At 64.9% G+C, this 20,033-nt stretch carries 20 protein-coding genes, 1 tRNA gene and 5 pseudogenes; 16 read left to right on the plus strand and 10 right to left on the minus strand.

Annotated elements, in window-relative coordinates:
• Positions 1-64: 64 nt before the first annotated feature.
• The gene (locus KFB96_RS24275; protein WP_213456047.1) at positions 65-235 is read right to left on the minus strand and encodes a YlcI/YnfO family protein; all 171 of its coding nucleotides are present in this window, start codon (positions 233-235) and stop codon (positions 65-67) included.
• 43 nt (positions 236-278) lie between these two features.
• Between KFB96_RS24275 and KFB96_RS24280 the strand changes: the two genes are divergently transcribed.
• Together KFB96_RS24280 and KFB96_RS24285 are read left to right on the plus strand one after the other, a co-directional pair.
• Positions 279-1,547, plus strand: a complete 1,269-nt coding sequence (locus KFB96_RS24280) for an RNA-guided endonuclease TnpB family protein (protein ID WP_300970945.1) — start codon at positions 279-281, stop codon at positions 1,545-1,547.
• A 50-nt stretch (positions 1,548-1,597) separates the two neighbouring features.
• Complete coding sequence (locus KFB96_RS24285) at positions 1,598-2,482, plus strand: methyltransferase domain-containing protein (protein ID WP_213456994.1); 885 nt, start codon at positions 1,598-1,600, stop codon at positions 2,480-2,482.
• A gap of 82 nt (positions 2,483-2,564) precedes the next feature.
• Here KFB96_RS24285 and KFB96_RS24290 read toward each other — a convergent pair whose 3' ends face one another.
• Positions 2,565-3,056 (minus strand): isoprenylcysteine carboxylmethyltransferase family protein, encoded by a 492-nt coding sequence (locus tag KFB96_RS24290; protein WP_213456043.1) that lies wholly within the window; start codon positions 3,054-3,056, stop codon positions 2,565-2,567.
• A gap of 361 nt (positions 3,057-3,417) precedes the next feature.
• Here KFB96_RS24290 and ybgC point away from each other — a divergent pair, with 361 nt between their 5' ends.
• The 8 genes from ybgC (at position 3,418) to KFB96_RS24330 (ending at position 9,662) form a co-directional block, all read left to right on the plus strand.
• Positions 3,418-3,876 (plus strand): tol-pal system-associated acyl-CoA thioesterase, encoded by a 459-nt coding sequence (gene ybgC / locus KFB96_RS24295; RefSeq protein WP_300970947.1) that lies wholly within the window; start codon positions 3,418-3,420, stop codon positions 3,874-3,876.
• Entirely contained in the window at positions 3,873-4,547 is a 675-nt protein-coding gene (tolQ, locus tag KFB96_RS24300) for a protein TolQ (protein ID WP_213456039.1), read from the plus strand. Before ybgC ends, tolQ begins: the two co-directional genes overlap by 4 nt.
• Before the next feature lie 20 nt (positions 4,548-4,567).
• On the plus strand, positions 4,568-5,011 hold the full coding sequence (tolR, locus tag KFB96_RS24305; protein ID WP_213456037.1) for a protein TolR: 444 nt from the start codon (positions 4,568-4,570) through the stop codon (positions 5,009-5,011).
• Positions 5,012-5,032: 21 nt separating this feature from the next.
• A complete protein-coding gene (gene tolA, locus KFB96_RS24310) occupies positions 5,033-6,349 on the plus strand; it encodes a cell envelope integrity protein TolA (protein WP_213456035.1) in 1,317 nt (438 codons plus the stop codon).
• A gap of 15 nt (positions 6,350-6,364) precedes the next feature.
• Positions 6,365-7,687: a Tol-Pal system beta propeller repeat protein TolB gene (tolB, locus tag KFB96_RS24315; RefSeq protein ID WP_213456033.1), complete on the plus strand. Its 1,323-nt coding sequence runs from the start codon at positions 6,365-6,367 to the stop codon at positions 7,685-7,687.
• A gap of 196 nt (positions 7,688-7,883) precedes the next feature.
• Complete coding sequence (locus tag KFB96_RS24320; protein WP_213456032.1) at positions 7,884-8,423, plus strand: OmpA family protein; 540 nt, start codon at positions 7,884-7,886, stop codon at positions 8,421-8,423.
• A 204-nt stretch (positions 8,424-8,627) separates the two neighbouring features.
• Positions 8,628-9,485 (plus strand): tol-pal system protein YbgF, encoded by an 858-nt coding sequence (ybgF, locus tag KFB96_RS24325; protein WP_213456030.1) that lies wholly within the window; start codon positions 8,628-8,630, stop codon positions 9,483-9,485.
• Positions 9,486-9,586: 101 nt separating this feature from the next.
• Positions 9,587-9,662 (plus strand) — tRNA-Lys (locus KFB96_RS24330).
• 13 nt (positions 9,663-9,675) lie between these two features.
• Here KFB96_RS24330 and KFB96_RS24335 read toward each other — a convergent pair.
• Together KFB96_RS24335 and KFB96_RS27720 are read right to left on the minus strand one after the other, a co-directional pair.
• On the minus strand, positions 9,676-10,770 hold the full coding sequence (locus KFB96_RS24335; protein ID WP_213456028.1) for a site-specific integrase: 1,095 nt from the start codon (positions 10,768-10,770) through the stop codon (positions 9,676-9,678).
• Positions 10,771-10,832: 62 nt separating this feature from the next.
• A pseudogene (locus tag KFB96_RS27720) lies at positions 10,833-10,976 on the minus strand (helix-turn-helix domain-containing protein); the annotation flags it as partial.
• Between the two features lie 1,426 nt (positions 10,977-12,402).
• Between KFB96_RS27720 and KFB96_RS24340 the strand changes: the two are divergent.
• Positions 12,403-13,596 (plus strand): serine hydrolase, encoded by a 1,194-nt coding sequence (locus KFB96_RS24340; protein WP_213456026.1) that lies wholly within the window; start codon positions 12,403-12,405, stop codon positions 13,594-13,596.
• A 72-nt stretch (positions 13,597-13,668) separates the two neighbouring features.
• On the opposite strand, the gene KFB96_RS24345 is transcribed toward KFB96_RS24340, so the two are convergent.
• The 4 genes and pseudogenes from KFB96_RS24345 to KFB96_RS27725 all read right to left on the minus strand — a co-directional run.
• Positions 13,669-14,142, minus strand: a complete 474-nt coding sequence (locus tag KFB96_RS24345) for a hypothetical protein (protein ID WP_213501579.1) — start codon at positions 14,140-14,142, stop codon at positions 13,669-13,671.
• Positions 14,143-14,144: 2 nt separating this feature from the next.
• Positions 14,145-14,522: a DUF6152 family protein gene (locus tag KFB96_RS24350; protein WP_213456022.1), complete on the minus strand. Its 378-nt coding sequence runs from the start codon at positions 14,520-14,522 to the stop codon at positions 14,145-14,147.
• Between the two features lie 133 nt (positions 14,523-14,655).
• Positions 14,656-15,300, minus strand: coding sequence for an alpha/beta hydrolase (locus KFB96_RS24355; protein WP_213456992.1), 645 nt, complete (start codon positions 15,298-15,300; stop codon positions 14,656-14,658).
• A 23-nt stretch (positions 15,301-15,323) separates the two neighbouring features.
• Positions 15,324-15,827, minus strand: a pseudogene (locus tag KFB96_RS27725) (alpha/beta fold hydrolase); the annotation flags it as partial.
• A 195-nt stretch (positions 15,828-16,022) separates the two neighbouring features.
• Here KFB96_RS27725 and KFB96_RS24360 point away from each other — a divergent pair.
• The 4 genes and pseudogenes from KFB96_RS24360 to KFB96_RS24375 all read left to right on the plus strand — a co-directional run.
• Entirely contained in the window at positions 16,023-16,961 is a 939-nt protein-coding gene (locus KFB96_RS24360; RefSeq protein WP_300970954.1) for an alpha/beta hydrolase, read from the plus strand.
• A 113-nt stretch (positions 16,962-17,074) separates the two neighbouring features.
• Positions 17,075-17,605, plus strand: a complete 531-nt coding sequence (locus KFB96_RS24365) for an ester cyclase (protein WP_213456018.1) — start codon at positions 17,075-17,077, stop codon at positions 17,603-17,605.
• Positions 17,606-17,671: 66 nt separating this feature from the next.
• A pseudogene (locus KFB96_RS24370) lies at positions 17,672-17,794 on the plus strand (transposase); the annotation flags it as partial.
• A gap of 211 nt (positions 17,795-18,005) precedes the next feature.
• Positions 18,006-18,170 (plus strand): annotated as a pseudogene (locus tag KFB96_RS24375) (transposase); the annotation flags it as partial.
• A gap of 166 nt (positions 18,171-18,336) precedes the next feature.
• Here KFB96_RS24375 and KFB96_RS24380 read toward each other — a convergent pair.
• Both KFB96_RS24380 and KFB96_RS27730 read right to left on the minus strand, forming a co-directional pair.
• Positions 18,337-19,236: a LysR family transcriptional regulator gene (locus tag KFB96_RS24380; protein ID WP_367114992.1), complete on the minus strand. Its 900-nt coding sequence runs from the start codon at positions 19,234-19,236 to the stop codon at positions 18,337-18,339.
• Positions 19,188-19,888: pseudogene (locus tag KFB96_RS27730) on the minus strand (DUF4338 domain-containing protein). The gene KFB96_RS24380 and the pseudogene KFB96_RS27730 overlap by 49 nt, the downstream one beginning before the upstream one ends.
• On the opposite strand from KFB96_RS27730, the gene KFB96_RS27210 reads away from it, so the two are divergent.
• Positions 19,842-20,033 carry a hypothetical protein gene (locus KFB96_RS27210; protein WP_300970960.1) on the plus strand — a complete coding sequence of 64 codons (192 nt, stop codon included), beginning with the start codon at positions 19,842-19,844 and terminating at the stop codon, positions 20,031-20,033. The pseudogene KFB96_RS27730 and the gene KFB96_RS27210 sit on opposite strands and share 47 nt — an antisense overlap.

Raw genomic sequence — 20,033 nt, forward strand, 5'->3', positions numbered from 1 at the left:
CATGGATGAACGACGCCCCCCCAGCCCGATTGCGTAGCGTGCGGAGCAGAGGGCGCGAGGGCCATCAAGGGTTGTCCGCCCCGCCATCCTTCGAGCGCAGCGAGCCTCTTTCCAGGTAGCGCTTCAACGCAGTCTCGATCAAGTTGCTGAGCGTGCGGTTCTCGTTTTTGGCTTGCGTCTTGAGTGTTTCGAGCAACGCGGGATCGACGCGAACATTCAGTGGAACTTTCGGCATGGCTGTATTGCTTTATATTCACGAAAGAAGTACGATAGCACACGTGATCCAGCGTTCGCACCAATTTCGTTTTTATCCGACAGAGGCCCAAGCCAAAACGCTCGGGCAGTGTTTCGGTGCTGCGCGCTGGGTTTGGAACACGGCATTGGCGTGGCGCTCGGCGGCCTACAAGATTGACGGCGAACGCGTCACCGGCGTGGACTTCTCGCGCGAGCTGACGTGGCTCAAAACATTGGAGCCGTATGCGTGGTTGCGCGACGTGCCTGCAACCGTGTTCGCGCAAACCCTGCGCGACCAAGACCGCGCTTTCGCGAACTTCTTCGCCAAGCGCGCCCGTTACCCTCGATTCAAGAAACGTCGCGCGGCGGCGTCGATTCGCTATCAGATCGATCAGCGCAGCGTCATGAACGTCTACCGGGCCGGCGACATGCTGAAGCTCCCCGGTCTCGGCGCGCTCGACATCCGGTGGTCGCGCGTCCCGGGCGGCGCGCCCAAGATGGTCACGGTGCGCGTCGATGCGTGCGGACGCTGGTTCGTGTCCTTTATGGTCGAGGAGCACATTGCGCCGTTGCCTGCGAGCGCGTCCGGCGTCGGCGTCGATCTCGGCGTCAACGACATCGTCGTGACCAGCGACGGGCGCAAATCCGGTAATCCGCGCCACCTGAAGCGCTATCGGCGTCGGCTGAAGCTCGCGCAACGGCGGCTGTCCCGCAAGCGCAAGGGCTCCATCCGCTGGCGTAAGCAGGTGAAACGGGTTGCGCGCATTCATGCCCGTGTCGCCGACACTCGCTCGGACCATCAGCACAAACTGACGACCGGATTGATCCGCGAACATGGCGTGATCGCGCTCGAAGACCTGAATGTGCGCGGCATGACCGCAAGCGCAAAGGGAACCGCCGAGGCGCCCGGCAAGAAGGTCGCTCAGAAGGCCGGGCTGAACCGCTCGATCCTGGATGCGGGGTTCGGCGAGATCCGCCGACAGCTCGAATACAAAGCGCAGTTTTACGGCAGGACCATCGTCCTCGCCGACCGATTCGCGCCGACGAGCAAGACGTGCTCGGAGTGCGGTGCGTATCAGGCCGACATGCCGCTCAAGGTCAGGGTATGGACATGCCCGGACTGCGGTGCGGTGAACGATCGAGATTCCAATGCCGCTCGAAATATCCTGGCAATGGCTGCGGGCGGTAGGCCCGTCGATGTGCATGGAGGGCGAAGAACTCCAAGCGCCACGACCAACAGTGGTTGTGGAATGCTGGCGCCCGTTGAGATGCGAACCAATCCGGAATGTGTCGGCGCGAGTCATGGACGATGAGCGACGACACATTAGGGGCGGACTCCAAACCCACCATCCAGGTCACCCCGATGTCGACTCCCCGGCCGTTTCGACGGCATCTCGCCTATCTCGATTGGCTCTACAACCCCTTCCGATCGTGGGACGTCACCCACGTCTACGACCTTTTGTCGACCGACGTGGCCACCGAAAACGGGCTCTATCTCAACCTGGGCTACTGGAGCGGCGAGCAGACGCTGGATGACGCCTGCCAAGCGCTCGCCGCCTTGGTCGCGGAGCGTGCAGCAATGGGGCCGGGAGACCGGGTGCTGGACGTCGGCTTCGGCTTCGCCGACCAAGATATCTATTGGCTTCGGACCTACCGGCCCGATCACATCCAGGGTTTGAACATCACGGCATCCCAGGTCGCCGTCGCACGCAGCCGGGTTACAGACCTCGGTCTTGACGAGCGCATCGACCTGCGCGAAGGCTCGGCCACGGAGATGCCGCTGCCGTCGAATTCAGTCGACACCGTCGTCGCCCTCGAATGCGCCTTCCACTTCAAGACCCGCGAACGCTTCTTCGAGGAAGCCTTCCGCGTCCTACGCCCCGGCGGCCGATTGGTCACGGCCGATATCATCCCCATGCCGCTGTCCGACGACTGGCGAACCCGACTGAAGCAACGCTGGTCCTGGAAGCTGGTCGCGAGCAAGTTCGCGATCCCCGCCGAAAACGTCTACACCCGCGAGGACTACGCGGACAAGCTGCAAGCCTGCGGTTTCGGAGATGTCGAGGTCGCCTCCATCCGCGATCGCGTCTACACCCCTTTACACGACTATCTCTCGAGACACCCCGAAACCCTCGACCGGCTCCACCCCGCAACCCGACTCCCGGCCAGACTCGCACTCGGCATGACCGCCGAGAGCGTCTACGGGGGTTTGGACTATGTGCTGGCCGCCGCCTCTAAACCCCTTTAAACCACTTTAAACCGCGCCTCTTTGTGACATGCGAGGTCTCGCCGGTGACCCCAAAAACGAGGTGACCACCTTGAAGAATGCGCTAATAAAGAAAGGGAATGAGCTTCTTCACCTCCTTCGCATACTCCGCATACTCCGGATGGCGTTCGGTCAACCAGCCCTCTTCCTTGCTGGCCTTGTAGTCGAAGAAAAAGAATCCGACGACCAGGATCGCAAGGTGCGGGATGCTGAGCGTGAAGAACACCCAGCCCGCCGCCGCGAAGAGCTGGCTGCTGTAGAGTGGATGGCGAACCCGGGAGTAGACGCCGTGCTTGACCAGCTGGTTGTGATCCACCGGATAGGGCAGGGGGGTCAGATACTCGCGGATATGGACCGAGCCGAACCCGCCGAGGATGAGGGCGACCGCCCAGAAGGCGATCAACGCCGGCCAGCGCACGGGAGCGAGGGTATCCATGAGCGCCGGGGTCGCGAGCGGATTCCACGCGGGGGTGAAGATAAAGGCGAAGAAGAGCACGAATTGCAGGACGACGAGATACTCGCCGCGGTGGCCCTTCAGGAATGAGAAACGGGTCATGTCGAGATCCTTGTCGGAGGTTGAAGCGCAGGTGACCGTCTGTCGGGTCGTGAAGACAGGCATTGTCCGACATCCGGGAGGTTGTGCCGAGCGTCGTGCGGTACAACCGACCGACCGAGACGCGGGTGTCGGCCTGAGCCACTCTTGCAGCACGGCAGGTATGTCGTCGAGTCCGTTCGTTGTCGTTGTCGTTGTCGTAATCGACCATCGAGACGACTTCGACAACGACAATGATTTCGGGCGGTCTCGGACTCTCTGCAACCACTAGCCTCGCCGCCCCCTTTCGACGCAAGGTGCCCGCAGGGGTGCTTTCCGGTACACTCTCGCGGTTTGAGTCAAGCCCAAACATGCGGTCCGTGCCGTGCCGACATCAAACGATCCCCGATTGTTGACCTTTACCTGGCCGGTGCGCGTCTATTACGAAGATACCGACGCGGGCGGTGTGGTCTTCTACGCCAATTATCTCAAGTTCATGGAGCGGGCGCGCACGGAGTGGCTGCGCGCCGTCGGCTATGAGCAGGATGCCTTGCGCGAGCGTTGCGGCATCCTCTTCGCCGTGCGTCGCGTTGCGATCGACTATCTTGCACCCGCCCGTCTCGATGATTGCCTGAGCGTGACCTCCCGCCTGGTGCGTGCGGGCGGTGCGAGTCTGGAGTTCGATCAGCAGGTGATGCGCGACGGGGACGGTACCTGTTGTTGCCGAGCCGCCGTGAAGATCGCCTGCATCGATGTCGCGACCCTGCGCCCGGCGCGCCTGCCCGGCGATCTCTTGTCCGACTTGTTGCCTTTCGCGAGCGGTCCAGCGGAGACCCTGCCATGACGTCCGATCTGTCCTTGTTTAACCTCATCCTCCAGGCCAGCCTGGTGGTCCAGTTGGTGCTGGTGGTGCTGGTGCTCGCCTCCGTGACCTCTTGGGCCATGATCCTGGACCGCGGACGCGTGCTCTCCAAGGCCCGTAAGAGCGCCAACGCCTTCGAGGAGCGCTTCTGGTCCGGCGGCGATCTCAGTACGCTTTACAAAGACCTGAGCGAGAACCGCAAGGGCGAACATGGTTTGCCGTCCATCTTCCGCGCCGGCTTCAAGGAATACGTGCGGCTGCGCAAGATCGAGGGCAATGACCTGATGGCCGTCCTGCAGGGCAGCGAGCGCTCGATGCGCGTCGCCCTCAGCCGCGAGATGGACCGCCTGGAGACCAGCCTCACCTTCCTGGCGACGGTCGGCTCCACCAGCCCCTACATCGGGCTCTTCGGCACCGTCTGGGGCATCATGCATGCCTTCCAAGCACTCGGGAACGTCGAGCAGGCCACCCTCGCACTGGTTGCGCCGGGCATCTCCGAGGCATTGGTCGCCACCGCCATCGGTCTCTTCGCCGCCATCCCCGCCGTCATCGCCTACAACAGATATTCCTATCAGGTCGAGCGTCTGAACAGCCGCTACGAGGAATTCATGGAAGAGTTCTCGACCCTGCTGCAACGTCAAGGCCGCAACTGAGCGTTCGAGGACTCCCGCAGATGCTCAAGCGCACCCGTTCCAGACAGCGCCGCCGGCCGATGGCCGAGATCAATGTCGTGCCCTACATCGACGTGATGCTGGTGCTGCTCGTCATCTTCATGGTGACGGCGCCCTTGATCACGCAGGGTGTGAAGGTGGCGCTGCCGCAGGAGACGGCCGGCGGGATCCCGAGCCCGACGACCGAGTCGCTGATCATCACCGTCGACCAGTTCGGTGACTATTACATCGATATCGGGGACGACAAAAACGCCCCGGCCAGCGAGCAGATCCTCTTTGACCGCATTCGTGTCGTCCTGGAGTACACGCCGGGCACACCGATCCTGGTCAGGGCTGACCACCGCGTCGACTACGGGCGTGTCGTTCGCGCAATGGTCGTTGCTCAAGCGGCCGGGGCGTCCGAGGTCGGTTTGGTGACGGTGCCGCCGGAGCGCCGCGAGCGCTGACGCGGCAGTACGAGCCCGGACATGTGGCACATCCTGAGGCATAACCCGCGGGCCTTCTATTGGTCGTTGGGTCTGCATGTCTTTTTCGCCCTGCTCTTCTTCGTGGGCGTGAAGATCGATCGGCCGATCACGGAGGCCGGGAGCAAGGCGCGTGTGGTGCAGGCGACCATCATCGGCGATGCCGCGCTCGAGGCGATGGTGGCGGAGTTTCAGGCCGAGCAGGCGCGACGTCCGGCCGGACCCGAGATCAGTCCCGAGATCGTCTCCGAAGGACAGGCGCCGCCGGACGCAGTGGCCCCGCCGGAGTCGAGCCAGAACGACCTGAGTGCCGCCGAGGCCGCACGGCTCGAGGCCGAGCTCACCGAGGCGGAGCGTCAGGCCGACGCCGAACGCGAGGAGGCCCAGCGTCTCGAGGAGGCCGCTCTTGCCGCCGCCGAAGCCGAGCAGCTGGCGGCGGAGGCCGAAGCGGCTGCAGCCGAGGCCGAGGCGCGCCGTCTGCTGGAGATCGACCGCATGGCCGAGGCCCAGCGCCAAGCGCAGGCCGAACGAGAGGCCGCCGAGGCGAGGGCCGAGGCAGAACAACGCGCCGATGCCGAACGCCGTGCAGAGGCCGCTCGACGCGCCGAGGCCGAGCGTTTAGCCGCGGAGGCCGCAGCCGCCAAGGCCGAGGCGGAGCGTCTGGCCGAAGAGCAGCGTCTTGCCGCGGAGGCCGCGGCCCGCGCCGAGGCCCAACGCCGATCCGAGGCGGTCCGCGCCGAAGACGAACGCCGTGAGAGGGCCGAGGCCGAGCGACGCGCCGAGATCGAGCGTCGTGTGGAGGCCCAGCGCCAAGCCGACGCCGAGGCCGCCCTCGCGCGGCAGCGGCAGCTCGAAGAGGAGGCCCGCCTGATGGCCGAGCTCGAGGAGCGTCGTCTCGTCGAGGAGCTTGCGCAAGAGCGCATCGAGCAGGAGGCCAGGCGGCTCGCCGAGGAGGACAGGCAGCGCGGGCTCGGCGCGGAAGAGGCGCAGCGTACGCGTGAGGGCGACCCGAGATCGGCGTTGGCGACCGCGCAGCTTGCGCGCGAGGCCGATCGCTACGTCCCCGTGATCCGTGATCGGGTGCGTCAGTTTTGGGTCCGACCGCCGGCGACCGGTCGCGATCTCGCCACCGTCGTTTCGGTGCGGCTCATCCCGGGCGGCGACGTGGTGCCCAACAGCGTTCGTGTGGTCCAGAGCAGCGGCAATACCGCCTTCGATCAGTCGGTCGTCGCCGCGGTCAATCAGGCATCGCCCTTGCCCGTGCCGTCCGGACCCGTGTTCGAGCGCTTTCGCGAGTTCACTTTCACCTTCAGGCCCTAGCCAGGACAGACCCCGATGCCCCGACACCAGCGCCGCCCCTCGATCCTCATGGCCTTTGCAGTCGTCCTTTTCGGATTCGGTCTCGGATTCGGGGCCGGGCCGGCACAGGCCCGTCTGAACATCGAGGTCACCGGCGGTGTCGAGGCCGCCCAGCCGATCGCCGTCGTCCCCTTCGGGGTGAGCGACGGGTTGATCCCGCCGGTAGACATCGCCGCCGTCATCAGTGCGGATCTCGCGCGCACCGGTCGGTTTCGTGCGATGCCGACCCGCGACATGCTCGACATGCCGGCCCGACACGAGGACGTGGATCTGCGCGATTGGCGCCTGCTCGGGATGAACAACCTGGTTATCGGCCGTGTGGAGGCCGACGGCAGCGGCTATCGGGTCAGCTTCATCCTCTACGATGTCTTCCGCGGCGATCAGCTCGCCGGCAGCACACTCGTTTCCACCAAGGCCGGCATGCGCAACACGGCGCACCGCATCGCCGACATCATCTATCAGAAGCTCACCGGCCAGCGCGGCGTGGCGGCCACCCGCATCGCCTATGTCACCGCCACCGGCCAGGGCGAGAGCCAGACGGTGACCCTGCGCGTCGCGGACGCCGACGGCTACAACCCCCAGACCATCGTCTCCTCCGGCGAGCCCATCATGTCGCCGGCCTGGTCTCCCGACGGCCGCCGCATCGCTTACGTCTCCTTCGAGAACAAGCGCGCCGCCATCTACATCCAGGAGCTGGCCAGCGGGCGCCGCGAGCTGGTCGCGAGCCATCCCGGCATCAACGGCTCGCCGGCCTTCTCGCCCGACGGGCGCAAGCTCGCGATGACGCTCTCCAAGGACGGCAATCCGGACATCTATGTGCTGGATCTCACGACCCGCGAGCTGGTGCGTCTCACCGACCATTTCGCCATCGACACCGAGCCCTCCTGGTCGCCCGACGGTCAACAGATCATCTTCACCTCCGATCGCGGCGGCAGCCCGCAGATCTATCGCATGGGCTCGGGCGGCGGGCCCGCCCAGCGGATCAGCTCCGAGGGCGACTACAACGCCCGTGCATCCTATTCGCCGGACGGGCGATCCATCGTCCTGGTCACACGCGTCAACGGGCGATTCCGCATCGGCGTGATCGATCTGGATCGCGGCTTCATGCGGGTCTTGAGCAACGGCAGCCTGGACGAGTCACCGAGTTTCGCGCCGAACGGCAGCATGGTAATTTACGCGACCATCCACGGCGGCCGAGGCGTCTTGGCGGCAGCCTCGATCGACGGCGGCGGCAACCAGCGCCTGTCGCAGGATTCCGGCGAGGTCCGCGAGCCCGCCTGGTCGCCGTTCATACAATGATCCCCGTCGTTAGGGTGAACAAGCCCCGTAGGGTAAGCGAAGCGCAGTCCACCAGCCCCGACGCAGAGGGTGAACCACGCTCTCGCTCGTCCCATTACCCTACCGTCCCGATCAGCGACGTCGCCGAGCTCATGACCAAGGCGCGCCCCGAACAAATCCAACGTCCAATCCCCGACGCCGGGGTCAGGAGTCTGTGATGACAACGAACCGCAAGGGCATCCGGGCGCCCGCCCTCGCCCTCACTGCCGTCGTGCTCGCCTCTGTCTTGGCCGCCGGCTGCACCAGCGCGCCGAAACAATCGATCGAGCCTGCCGCGCCTCAGCCGATGCCGACGGTGCCGACCACGACCGCCCCGCTCGAAACCACGCGCCCGGTCTATGCCGGTCCCTGGGAGGATCCGAGTAATCCGCTGTACCAGCGGACCATCTATTTCGACTACGACACCGCCGAGATCAAGCCCGAATATCTCCCGGTGCTGCGCACCCACGCGCGGTATTTGGGCATCAACACGGGGGTCAAGGCGACACTCGAAGGCAACACCGACGAGCGCGGCACACGCGAGTACAACCTCGCCCTGAGCGATCAGCGTGCCGAGTCGGTGCGGCGTCTCATGATCGCCGACGGCGTGCCGCCGAACCAGCTGTCCACGCTGAGCTACGGCGAAGAACGCCCGGCCAATCCGGGTCATAGCGAGCAGGCCTGGCGGTTGAATCGGCGTGTCGTGATCCAGTATTGAATCGCGTTGAATCGCGTCCGGTGCGACCTGCGGGCTTTTGGGTGGGATCGGATTTCGGCGAGTGTCTGCGGGTGTCGGCGTTGACGCGATTCAAATTGTCTAAGAATTTTATTTAATCTGCTTTCCTTGGCGCTTCAGGTCGTTGGACGACTGTCGAGCGCGAAGGTTTCGGTTGTCACCGGAACAGGATTTAGGAGTGAATTGATGCGTATCCGACCGATCGTTCTGATTCTGGCTGCGGCCTTGCTCGCTGCGACCGTCCCGCCGACGGCGCTGGCAAACCCTGCCCTCGAGGCGCGGCTCGCCCGCATGGAGCGCATCCTCGAGAATCAGGCGGGCTCCGAGCTCCTGCTTCAGATGCAGCAGCTGCAGATGGAGATGCAGGAGTTGCGCGGTCTGGTCGAGATGCAGCAGTTCGAGATCCAAAAGCTGCAGCGCCAGCAGCGCGATCAATTTCTCGACATCGACTCGCGTCTCGGTGCCGATCGCGGCGATCCCTTGGGTCCTGCCGCCCCGGGCGACCTGAACGGCGGTAATGGCTCCATCGATGTCAGCGGAAGCGATCTCGATGCCCCCGCAGGGACGCCCGAGCCGCCGCCCCCGATTGCCGCGCCGGTCCCCTCGTCGAGCGGTGCCGCCGGCATCCCCTCCTTGCCCTCGCCCGAGACGACCGGCGGCAGCGAGCGCGATGCCTATGCCGCCGCCTTTGCGCTCCTCAAAGAGCGCAAATACGAAGAGGCGCAGGCCGCCTTCAGCGACCTGCTCCGGCGCTATCCGCAGGGCCAGTTCACCGACAACGCCCGCTACTGGCTCGGCGAGACCTACTACATCCAGCGCAACTACCCGGCCGCCTTGGCCGAGCTCGATCGCCTGGTCCAGCTCAGCCCCGACAGCCCGAAGGTCCCCGGCGCCATGCTCAAGATCGGCTACATCCAATTCGAGCAAAAGGCGTTCGAGCAGGCGCGCGCCACGCTCGAGCAGGTCGTCAGTCGCTATCCCGCCAGCACCGAGGCGCGCCTCGCCAGAAGCCGTCTGGAGCGGATCGGCCAAGAGTTGCGCTGAGCGATCCCCGCCGCCGCAAGGCCGCAACGACACCCGTTTCGACGGGCCCGCGTCCTGGCCCTTCAAAAAGACCGCGCACCGCATTATACTGCCCGGCTTTCGCGCCCTTAGCTCAGTTGGTAGAGCATCTGACTTTTAATCAGGTGGTCGCAGGTTCGAGCCCTGCAGGGCGCACCATAAAAACAACAACTTAGGCCACTTCGGTGGCCTTGTTCGTTTCAGGTGTGCCGGAAAATGTGCGGACAGGCTTCAACCCGGTCTCAATCCGAGAGGCATGCTCCGAAAGATGTTCCGGCGCCAGATGCGCATAACGTCGGACCATTTCGGCTGACTGCCAACCTCCCAGCTCTTGCAGAACGTGCAGAGGCGTTCCGGCCTGAACGTGCCAACTTGCCCAAGTGTGACGGAGATCATGCCAGCGAAAATTGCTGATCCCGGCACGCTCCAGCGCTTTCCGCCACGCCGCTCCGCCTGCCTTGGTCACCGGGTTCCAGGTTTCCATGCCATTGCGCCTACGGCGGTAGCAGAAGACACGCTCCGCATGGCGATTTTGCCAGCGCCGCAACACCAGGACAGCATCGCGGTTAAGTGGCACACCGATTCCTCGATTGCCCTTGGCTTCATCGTCATGCACCCAGGCGACGCGGCGGTCCAAGTCAACTTGCTCCCAGCATAGCCCCGTCACATTTGCTTCACGCAGTCCGGTCGCTAGACTGAAACGCACCATGTCGGCTAGGTGCTCCGGCAACTCTGCGATCAACCGATCGGCTTCGTCGCGTTTGAGCCAGCGAACACGCTTTTTGGGTTCCGGCAACATGCGTAAAGCCGGGGACTTGTCGAGCCACTCCCATTCGCGCTCAGCCCGACGTAGGATTGCCCGGAGCAAAGCCTGCATCCTGTTCACCGTCGCGTTCGTGACACCTTTCGGATGCCGCTTCGTCTTCTGCGTTTTTCGATTGACCTTCAGTTGGTCGACCAACGCCTTGTCGATCTCGTCCAGCATCTTGTCTTTCAGGTGCGGATCGAGCCATCTCAAATGAACCAGATCATCCTCGTGACTGGCCTTATGCTCGGTCTCGGCAATCCACTGCACCACAGCTTCCTGCCACGACCGCCTCGGCTTCTCGCCCAGTCGTGCGACCCGCCAAAGATCCTGCTTCAGCTTCGCCTCGTACTCCTCGGCGTCTTTCTTGTCTTCGGTGCCAGTAGAGCGCCGTACTTCTCGGCCGTCCGGTGTGGTGAAGCGAGTCCACCAGTGACGGCTGTTGTTTCTGCGGTAGAGCATGTCGATCTCCTTTTCGATAAAGGCCCTGCCGCTCGCGCCTGAGGATCGTACTGCGAGCGGAGCCAATCCACCAGATCCGACTCCAAAAATACCCATGCCTTGCCCGGCCGTGCGCCGGGGATCACCCCGTCGCGCGCGCGGCGGCGAACCGTTTCCGTATGCATCCGAAGGAATGCTGCGGCTTCATCGAGGCTTAAGGTTCTCATTGTTTTTGCATTTTCATGGAATCGGTGGAGGGTTCTTGTTGTTTCCAGCGCCTACGATACCGCTTGCAATTTGCTCCGCGAGTACGAAAACGCGTCGCTTTTTGCCCTTTTCTCGGCCAGCTGCCTCACGGGAGGGTGAGCCGGACGAGCGCCGGAATGTCCCGTGTGCTGAGTACCCAGGTAGTCGAGATCACGGTCGAGTCGGTCACACAATGTCACGCGCTGGCGGTACGGCAACCAGCTCGAGGAGCAGCTCAAGGGCGAGGTTCAACAACCGTCTGATGCACGTCGGAGCAGGTCGAGGGGAGACGCCGCCGGAGCAGATGGATAACCCGTACGCGATGGGGCGGCGCGAGCAGCGCTGGGCCTTGATCATCGTTTGGTCCAACTGCTGGTGATCCTTGCGTCCTCAGGGCTTCCAGCCCTGATTCCGTCAGGCCAGGATGGCCTGACGACGCATTCGGTGGCCGCTGTGGGCGAAGGGATGATCGAGGCCCAGCCCAGACGGTGACCACCGAGGCAAGGAGGAGATCACGCGCTGGTTACGGGAGCACTTCGAGCGCGGTCAGGTCGAATACGAGCAGAAAGAAGCTGGAGCGGCGCGCGAAGTGTTGTTTCCAACATTATCTCGTCACAGACTTCTAAGATTCGCTCACCTGACTTCCGCCGATCTTTCCGCACTGCGGCACCGGGCGAGAGGCGGCGGAAGGGTCCGTTCTCGACCCAGACCGGCCACCGAGCCGAGCCAGCCAACCGATCGCTGTGCCCCATTATCAGTCACTGAATCCGGGAGATCCGAGGGGGAGCACCGGCGAAGAGCCGACATCCGTTCCCCTAATCTCAACGGCAGCAGTCCAACGGACAGCGGTCGTCGGACGTTCGCCGCGAGCCTCCAGGATCACTCTGCCTGCTGTACACAAAAAACAGCTATCCACGCCATCATGGCGGATTCTCAACCACATCGGCGAGCCGCCCCGCCCACCGCCGATCACCCCGCCCGGGACGATGCGCCCGAGCCGACGCCGGACCGGGACCTTCTCGGCCAATCCGAGCCACACTTCGAGTTTGACCAGCGCGTTGCCTGGTCGCCGGTGTCTGCCGCGGGCGGGAGTGCAGCCGCCACTGCCTCCCGCCCGTCCGCTGTGCCCGGAGCCGTTTTCAAGCGCTCGTCAACACGGGATCTCTGCTCCAACCGGAGGCCGTTGCGCGCCCGGACAGCGTCTTGACCGGCCGTCGATCCAACGCTAGCATCGATTCGGGCGTCGCTGGACGCGCAGCGCGCAGTGGCGGTTGGATCTCCGATCCGTCGGAGCATCTTGTTTTTCGCGCCGTATTTCCTGCGGGACTTGACGTGCGCTCCCCCGGCAGATCTGATGCGGCCATCAGGTGAACCGGATTTGCGCAAGCGGATTTCAAGGTACATTTCATGACCAACAGGATCGCCGGGCCGGTCGTTTTCGCCCTTGCCGCCGCACTGAGCGGGCCGGCGCCTGCCCAGGCCGACGACGCGCTTGCCGCGAAGCTCCGGACCATCGCCGACACCTACATCGCCGACACCGCCGCGGGCGAAAAGGCCACCGCGATCTCGATCAGCGTCAGCCTGCCCGAGGGCGGCGGCACGGTGAACGTGAGCGCCGGCAAGGTCTCGAACGCGGCCGGCGCCGCCGACGTGACGCCCGACACGCTGTTCCAGATCGGCAGCATCACCAAGTCCTTCACCGCGGTCACGCTGCTGCAACTCCAGTCCGAAGGGGTGCTCGACCTCGACGACACGCTGGGTGAGTGGCTGCCCGAGTATCCGGCGTGGAAGGACGTCACGCTGCGCCGGCTTCTGAACATGACAAGCGGCATCCCGAGCTACGACAACGTCGATGCGATGATCGCCGATATCGGTCGGAACGGGCTGTCGCGCCACTTCTCGCCCGCGGTCCTCGTCGGTTTCGCCGACCCCGCCTATCCCGACGCCCCGGACCCGACGACGGGCTACTCCTACTCGAACACCAACTACATCCTTGCCGGGATGGTGATCGAGAAGGCCACCGGACGCAGGGTGCAGGAACACTTCGAGGAGCGGCTGTTCGGCCCGCGCTACGGCCTGATGAATACCTACTACCGGGCCGGGATCTATCCGCCCGAGATCACCGAGCGCATGGCGTCGGGCTATTTCGTAGCGGAAGGCTATGACGCGATGAAGGCTCTGGACGGGGCCGACGTGAAGGCCGAGGACATGTCCTGGGGCGGGGCTGCAGGGGCCGGCGTCTCGCGCCCCGAGGAGGTCAACAACTGGGTGCGGGCGCTCTTCACCTCGGAGGATCTCCTCGATGCCGACGCCCGCGCCGAGCTCACCCGGGTCGTGTCGATGCGGACAGGCGAGACGCTCGCCCGGCTGACCGCCGACGACCCCCATGGCTTCGGCCTTGGCATCTCGGGCTTCATCTCGCCCGCGATCGGCTTCGGCTGGCAGTACGAAGGCGAATCGATGGGCTTCCGCACCCTCTACATCTATTTGCCCGAGAAGGACCTCGTCGTCACCCTCGCGCTGAACAGCGGCGCCGAGGGCGAGGCCGACCACGCCGGCAAGCTGGGACTGGCGGTCATCGAGGCGGCACAGCGGCAGTAGCCCCGAGATCCCCCGGCGGGTTGGCCATCACGAGCGCGCCAAGGATGGCCGGAACCACGCCGAGGATCTCCCTCACGCGCCGACGAACGCAAGCATCCGTCCCGCCACCAGCGCGCCCATCCAGCACGCAAGCGACAGCGCCCCGGCGACCCGAAGCCGCACGACCCCTGCCGCGGCGAGACCGGGGCCGAGGTGGAGCGCAGCCGCCTGGCCCACCCCCACCGCCACCAGAGCCATCTTGGCGAGGAAGAGCGGCGCGCCGAGGTAGTCCGCCGGCGCCGCCAGGAACAGGAGTACCCCGCAGCTCACCGCCAGCGCCAGGCCCGTTGCCGCCACCGGCAGGAGCACCCGCGCGAGCACGGCGCGCTCGACCGAGGCCCAGGCGCCGAGGAGGCGCAGGTCGAAGGGCAGGATTGCGCCGACCAGGAGCGCGATGCCGACCACGTGCCCGGTGCTCGCCGCCGCGTAGCCCCAGCGCGCGCGCCGCATCGCCTCGGCGAGCGGCCAGTCGGCGAGTGCCGCCCCGAGCGCGCCGAGTGCCTCCACCCTCAATCGCGCTCGGGATAGAGCTCGTGCCGCTGCCCGTCGAACCAAAGCCGCTCGGCTTTGATGACCCGGCGCGAGGCGGCCGCGGCCGGCTCGCCCTCGACGCGGATCTCGCGCCCGATGGCGAAGTCCGCGTCGGTCAGCCCCGCGCGTTCGTTGCGCCAGGGCTGGCCGACCTCGACGGTCCAGGGCTCGCCATCGACGTCGACGGTCACGAGCCCATGCGGATTGCCGAGCCGCACCGCGGTGATGAGACCGGTCAAGGAGATGTTCTCGCCCGCGGTCCAGCGCCAGCCGTGATGGGCCACCGCCGCCGGGGGCAAGACGAGGATCGCGGCTAGGGCCGCGATGGAGATGGGTCGGGTGATGCGTCGCGTCATGGGGATGTCTCCCGCAAGTGCCTGCCCTTGAAGGTGGGGCGCACCCTGCCTCCTGCAACCCGCCGGCCGGTCGGGTACCCGAAGGGACAGTACGGGGCACCGCAAGCGGCGCCCGGGAATGCCGACTTCGGACTCAATGACCGGCGCCGCGGGCCTCGTCCGTTTCCGCGACGAAGTCCTCGATGAGCCTGACCACCAGATCCCCTCGGCTGTGGTGCAGGCCGTGGCCGGCCCCCGGGATCACGACTTGGCGCGCCCCGGGGGCCTCCAGGATCAGGCGGTCGGCATGATTCCAGGCGGGAACCAGGTCGTCCCGCTCGCCCGTGATGAGCAGGAGCGGGACCTGGATGCGAGAGTAGCCGGCCCGCTGTTCGGCGAGGAAGGGTCTCAGGCGACGCACATCTTCGGCGTTGGCCAGAAAGGTCCGCGGCCGCAGGCCGAGGTCGACCCCGGTGCGGGACCGATAGCCATCCGGGACCGGGTCAGGGGACATGACCTCCGCAATCCCGCCGTCGATGGCGAGCGGGCCCAGTGCCCCGCCCAAGGTGTAGGCGAACAGCGAACCGAGCACCGGGACCCCCGCCAGGTCGTTGTACCAGGCCACGCCTCCCTCCCGGGGGTGGGTCGCGCCGGCAAGGAGCACCCCGCCCTCCGCCTCGCCGGGGTAGGCGAGCAGATAGGCGAGGACCACGGAGCCGGCCCGGGAGTGTCCGACCAGAATCGGGCGCTCCAGACCAACTTCTGTGCCAGGCCGTAAGCGATGCGGGCCTGAGCCAATGGGTTCGGCCGGGCATCGGCAGGACGCTCGCTGTAGCCGTGACCCGGACGGTCCAAGGCGATGACCCGGTACTTCGCGGCCAGGGGCCCGCCGATGCTGGCGTGGAAGTCCAGTAGGCTGGTGCTCGCGCCGTGGACCAGGATGAGAGGCCGGCCCTGCCCCTGGTCCGTGTAGTGGACGCGCAGACCGTCAACCTCGGCGAACCGCCCGATGGGTGGATTGGCCGACTCGGCCCGCCACACAGTGACCCGGGTGCAGGCCGCCGATCCGGCAAGCAAGGCGAGCAGCAACGCGGCAGACCAATGCATCGGCTGATACCGATTTCTTCCCCTAAGACATCTCGGCTCCAGAAGACATCTCGGCTCCAGGGACCGCTCTTGGGGCGGTAGCCGTCTTGACGATCCGTTGCAGATGACCATAAGGGGGGTTCGCCAATATTGCCGGGGTTGCGATCGTGCCGCTTGATGTACCTCAGCAGTTGCGTCTGAGACCCCGACATCTTGACCGTGTTCATTGTCACCGGGCATGCTCCGCACATGTGCCGTTGGCCGGCAAGTGCACCTGATGCAAGGGCGTCAACCAGTGACGCGCCGCGATGCCATCGGCCGGGTCCCCTTCGCGCTTGAATGCAGACGGCGTCGTCGACAGGACATATGCGTCGGTGCCATGACCTGTTCGCCCGACGAGCCGCTAACCGATCGATCCACTGCGAGGCCTATAGCGTGGGTAAATCCCTGATCTTGCGAGCGACCTTTCCGGCATGGCTTATCCTTGGACTGCTGGTTGTCACCGGCGTCCAGGCCAAGGACGTCGAGAACAGCTGCGCGTTGCACTCCGCGTCGATCGAGGTCGACGGCGGACAGGTCCACTACGATCGTGCCGGGCACGGACAGCCGGTTATCCTGTTGCATGGACTGTTCGCGCAAAAGGAGCAGTGGCAAGAGGTGCTGTGCGGGCTTGCGTCGGCCGGCTTCGATGCGATCGCCCCCGATCTGCCGGGGTTCGGCCAAAGCACCGACTACCCGGTGAGCGTCTACGACCTGCGACGTCAGGTGCAGCTGCTTGGTGAGTTCGCCGACGTGCTCGGGCTCGGTCCCTTCGACCTGGCCGCCAACTCCCTGGGCGGCGCAATCGCGGCCTTGTACACACGGCGCGATCCAGCGCGGGTGCGCAGGTTAGCTTTCATCGGGCCGCCCTTGGGCGTCGAGCCTTGGGGTCCGGGGGTCCGCGCGGCAATCCTGCAAGGCATCAATCCGTTCATCCCCACGGACCAAGCGCAGTTCGAGCTGGAGATGGGTTTGCTGTTCGTGCAGCCGCCGGAGGTTCCGGATGAGGTGCGCGAACAGCTGATTCGCGATTATGTCGCGCGCAATCTGCACTATCGGCAGGTCTGGGACATCGTGAATCTCTTCGACGGCGTCTTGGCCGGCGATGCCGATGAGTCACTGGACATCGTCATCCCCGCGCTCATCGTCTGGGGCGAGGGGGATTCAATCTATCCGGTATCGGCTGCGCCAACGCTCCGAAAGCGCCTACCCGGAAGCCAGCTCGTCGTCCTGCCCGGGAGCGGCCACCTGCCGATGCTCGAGCGCACCGCCGAGACGCAGCGCCTGTTGGTCGAGTTTTTCGGGGCGGACGATGTCGCGCGCGTCGTGCCCTGATCTTGTTCGGGCCGGGTCAGGCCAGCGTCCTCGGGCGAGACGTGGTCCAATTGATTCCTTGCGTCGTCGCGTCATGACGCGAGCCCCAATCCCCTGTTGCGAGCACAAACCCAATGTCAGACCCAGACCTGCCGGCAAGGCTCGATGCGATCTTTGCGGCGCACATGAACGCGGAGTTGGAGGGAGATCTCGACCGGACGCTGGCGACGATGGCGCCGAACCCGCATCTGGTCAACGTGCCGACCATGGTTGGCGGGCAGGGGCCGGAAAGTGTCCGGACCTTCTACGACAAGCGACTCGTCGGGCAGTTCTTCCCGCCGGACGTGGCCTTCGAGACGGTCTCCCGCACGTGCAGCGAAGAGCGGTTGGTCGATGAGTTGATCATCTCCTTCACGCACACGCAGAAGATCGACTGGATGCTGCCGGGGGTGGCGCCGACGGGCAAGCGGGTCGAGGCGGTGTTCGTCGTGATCGTCGGCATCGAGGACGGCAAGGTGTCGTACGAGCACATCCACTGGGATCAGGCGAGTGTGCTGGTGCAGATCGGTCTGCTCGATCCAACGAACCTGCCGGTGGTCGGCGCCGGGGCGGCTGCGAAGCTGCGAAATCCCGCGTTGCCGGATCCCTTTTTCAATGAGGGTTGACGCCGGGACTTCGGCGAAGGCAGCGCGGATCAAGTCTAAATGCGGGGTCTTGAGATCCAGCACTCGGTCTACGTCGATTTGCTGCTTGAGTTTCAATCGAGCGTCGATCGCCTCATGGCGGTGCGGCTGTTGACCGATGTCGGACTGCTGAATCAGGACCTGGCCACCGCAGGCGAGATCCCCTCGGGAAGGTTGACTGCTCTGAGGTCGCATTGCCTCAGGAGCGGTTAGTCAAGCCCGCTCTGTCTTGCGGCCCCGAAGGGACGTTGTCGGCCAGTTCCAGTCACTCGCCCGCCGCACTCGTGCGACCGGTTTGCGCGGGTGACCGGGCGCGGGCGAGCACGACAGGCTCGGTGTCAATCAACATGACGTTGCCGTGACCGAGCGTGCCGAGACCATCAAGGCCAAGGTACAGGTCCGCGTCGAACATCCGTTTCACGTGATCAATAATCTGCTTCGTCATCGCAAGGTCCGCTACAAGGGCCTGGCCAAGAACCGCGCGCGGCTTGAGGTGCTGTTCCGGCTGGTCAACTTGGTTCCGGCAAAACGGGCGTTGTTGGCCTGACGCACCCGAGGTGCGCCCGGCCTGCGCTGCCAGTCGGGGTCGAGCCCCCATGAAACACTGAATGCGCCTGAAATGGGCGCATTTTGAGCCGATAAATCACGTTACGTGTCGATGCGGCGAACTGCCGGTACGCTCCTGCGGGAAACGGCCATTGATCGGCGGTGCCTTAGGTGAGTTGCTCAATGACGTAATCGATGAATAACCGGGTTTTGACTGGGACGTGTCGTCTTGACGGGTACAGAACAGAGAGAATGAGGGGCGCGCGCTCTCTCCCTTCCAGGACGCGCACCAACCGCCCGTAGGAAAGTGCTTCTTTCACGATAAAATCTGGCAGCAGGGTGATGCCCAGCCCTTGCATCGCCGCTTCCGCCAACACCTCGCCGTTGTTGCAGCAAAAGGCGGCTTTGATCACGAGCGTTTCGTCACCTTGTGGACCGCCGAAGGTCCACTCCTCACGTTCGGAAATGACGTTGTAGTGAAGACAATCATGCTGCAGCAGGTCTCGTGGCGTTTGCGGCGTACCGCGCCTCGCCAGATACTCCGGCGACGCGCAGAGGTATCGAGGTATTCGCCCGATGGTCCGGGCCACGAGGGATGAATCGCTGGGATAGGCGATCCGTATGGCCAGGTCAAATCCTTCGCTGACAATGTCCGTTTCCCGATCCTCGAGCTTCAAAGTCACGCGAAGCTTGGGATGGCCCAAAGCGAAACGCGTCACGACCGGAGCGAGTCGACGCTGTCCGAACGACATCGGCCCAACGATCCGCAATTCGCCTGTAGGCTCTGCCGTCACCGTTTCGAGCTGATGTTCAACCGCCATCAGGTCGCCCAAGAGCCTGCTGACTTCACGGAAATACAGCTCACCCGCTTCCGTGAGCTGAATCTTGCGGATGGTCCGTTGCAGTAGCCTGACACCCAAGCGTTCCTCGAGCGCCTTGATGCGTCGGCTCACGGCGGCCGGCGTGGTTTCCAGCCGCTTTGCGGCGTAAATATTCGGTCTACCCCTACCCATCAGAATCAACGGGTAAGCACTTCGCGGAAGCGTCGGTCCAGCGGGTAAATCCATATGTCCTTGATGGGTTCGCTTTGTTTTCCGGCTTGGCCGAGTTTTCCGCGGCCTTTGGTTTGTCCCAAGCAGGTCCAGTTGGCGGCCTTGTAGCAGGTGCCGCGAAAGCGCGGTGTCTCCACGAAGGTCTCCAGCAGCAGCGGGCGGTAGCCGTAGACCGCCAGCCAATCCTCGGGCAGGATCCTGGCCGCCTGCGCCAAGAGCATGGAGGCGAGGTTTTGGAGTGGACCCAGGGTAGGATCAAGAAGCGGGCATTGTTGACGACCCGATGGAGATGGCGCTCACGTTGTGCATGACTCCAGCCGATGTCGCGATCGCGCGGAGCGCACATCCAAGCTGCGGCACCGAAGCCGAGCGCGGCGACGGGCTGCTCGGCGGCGTAGACCAGATAGCGCAGCTGCGCCCCCGGCAAGAGGGTATGACCGAGGTAGTGGTAGCGCTCGATGAGTTCGTTCCACAGCCGTGATTGGGCTTTGTGCTGCACGCGCGACCAGGTCAGTGGTTTGAGCGCGGCGGCCGGTTGCTCGAGGCGCGGTTGCGGATCGCTGAGCGCGCTGAGGCGCACGCGCGCATCGGGCCGGCGGTTGCGCGGCGGCGGCAGCGTGATGAGCCCGTCGTTGTGCATCCGCAGCATGGCCACCCGGGCGGACATGTCCTTCAAACCGCCGTTGGCGGTGTGCCAGGCGAGCGCTTGGCAGGTCAAGCGCGACAGCGCTGCGCGGCTGCGGGGCGGGTCCTCGGCGATGAGTGCGCGGATCAGCGCGATCTCCTCGGCCTGGAAGTCGCGCCCGCAGTAG

This window comes from Thiocapsa sp. (genome assembly GCF_018399035.1).
In the GTDB taxonomy this organism is placed as follows: domain Bacteria; phylum Pseudomonadota; class Gammaproteobacteria; order Chromatiales; family Chromatiaceae; genus Thiocapsa.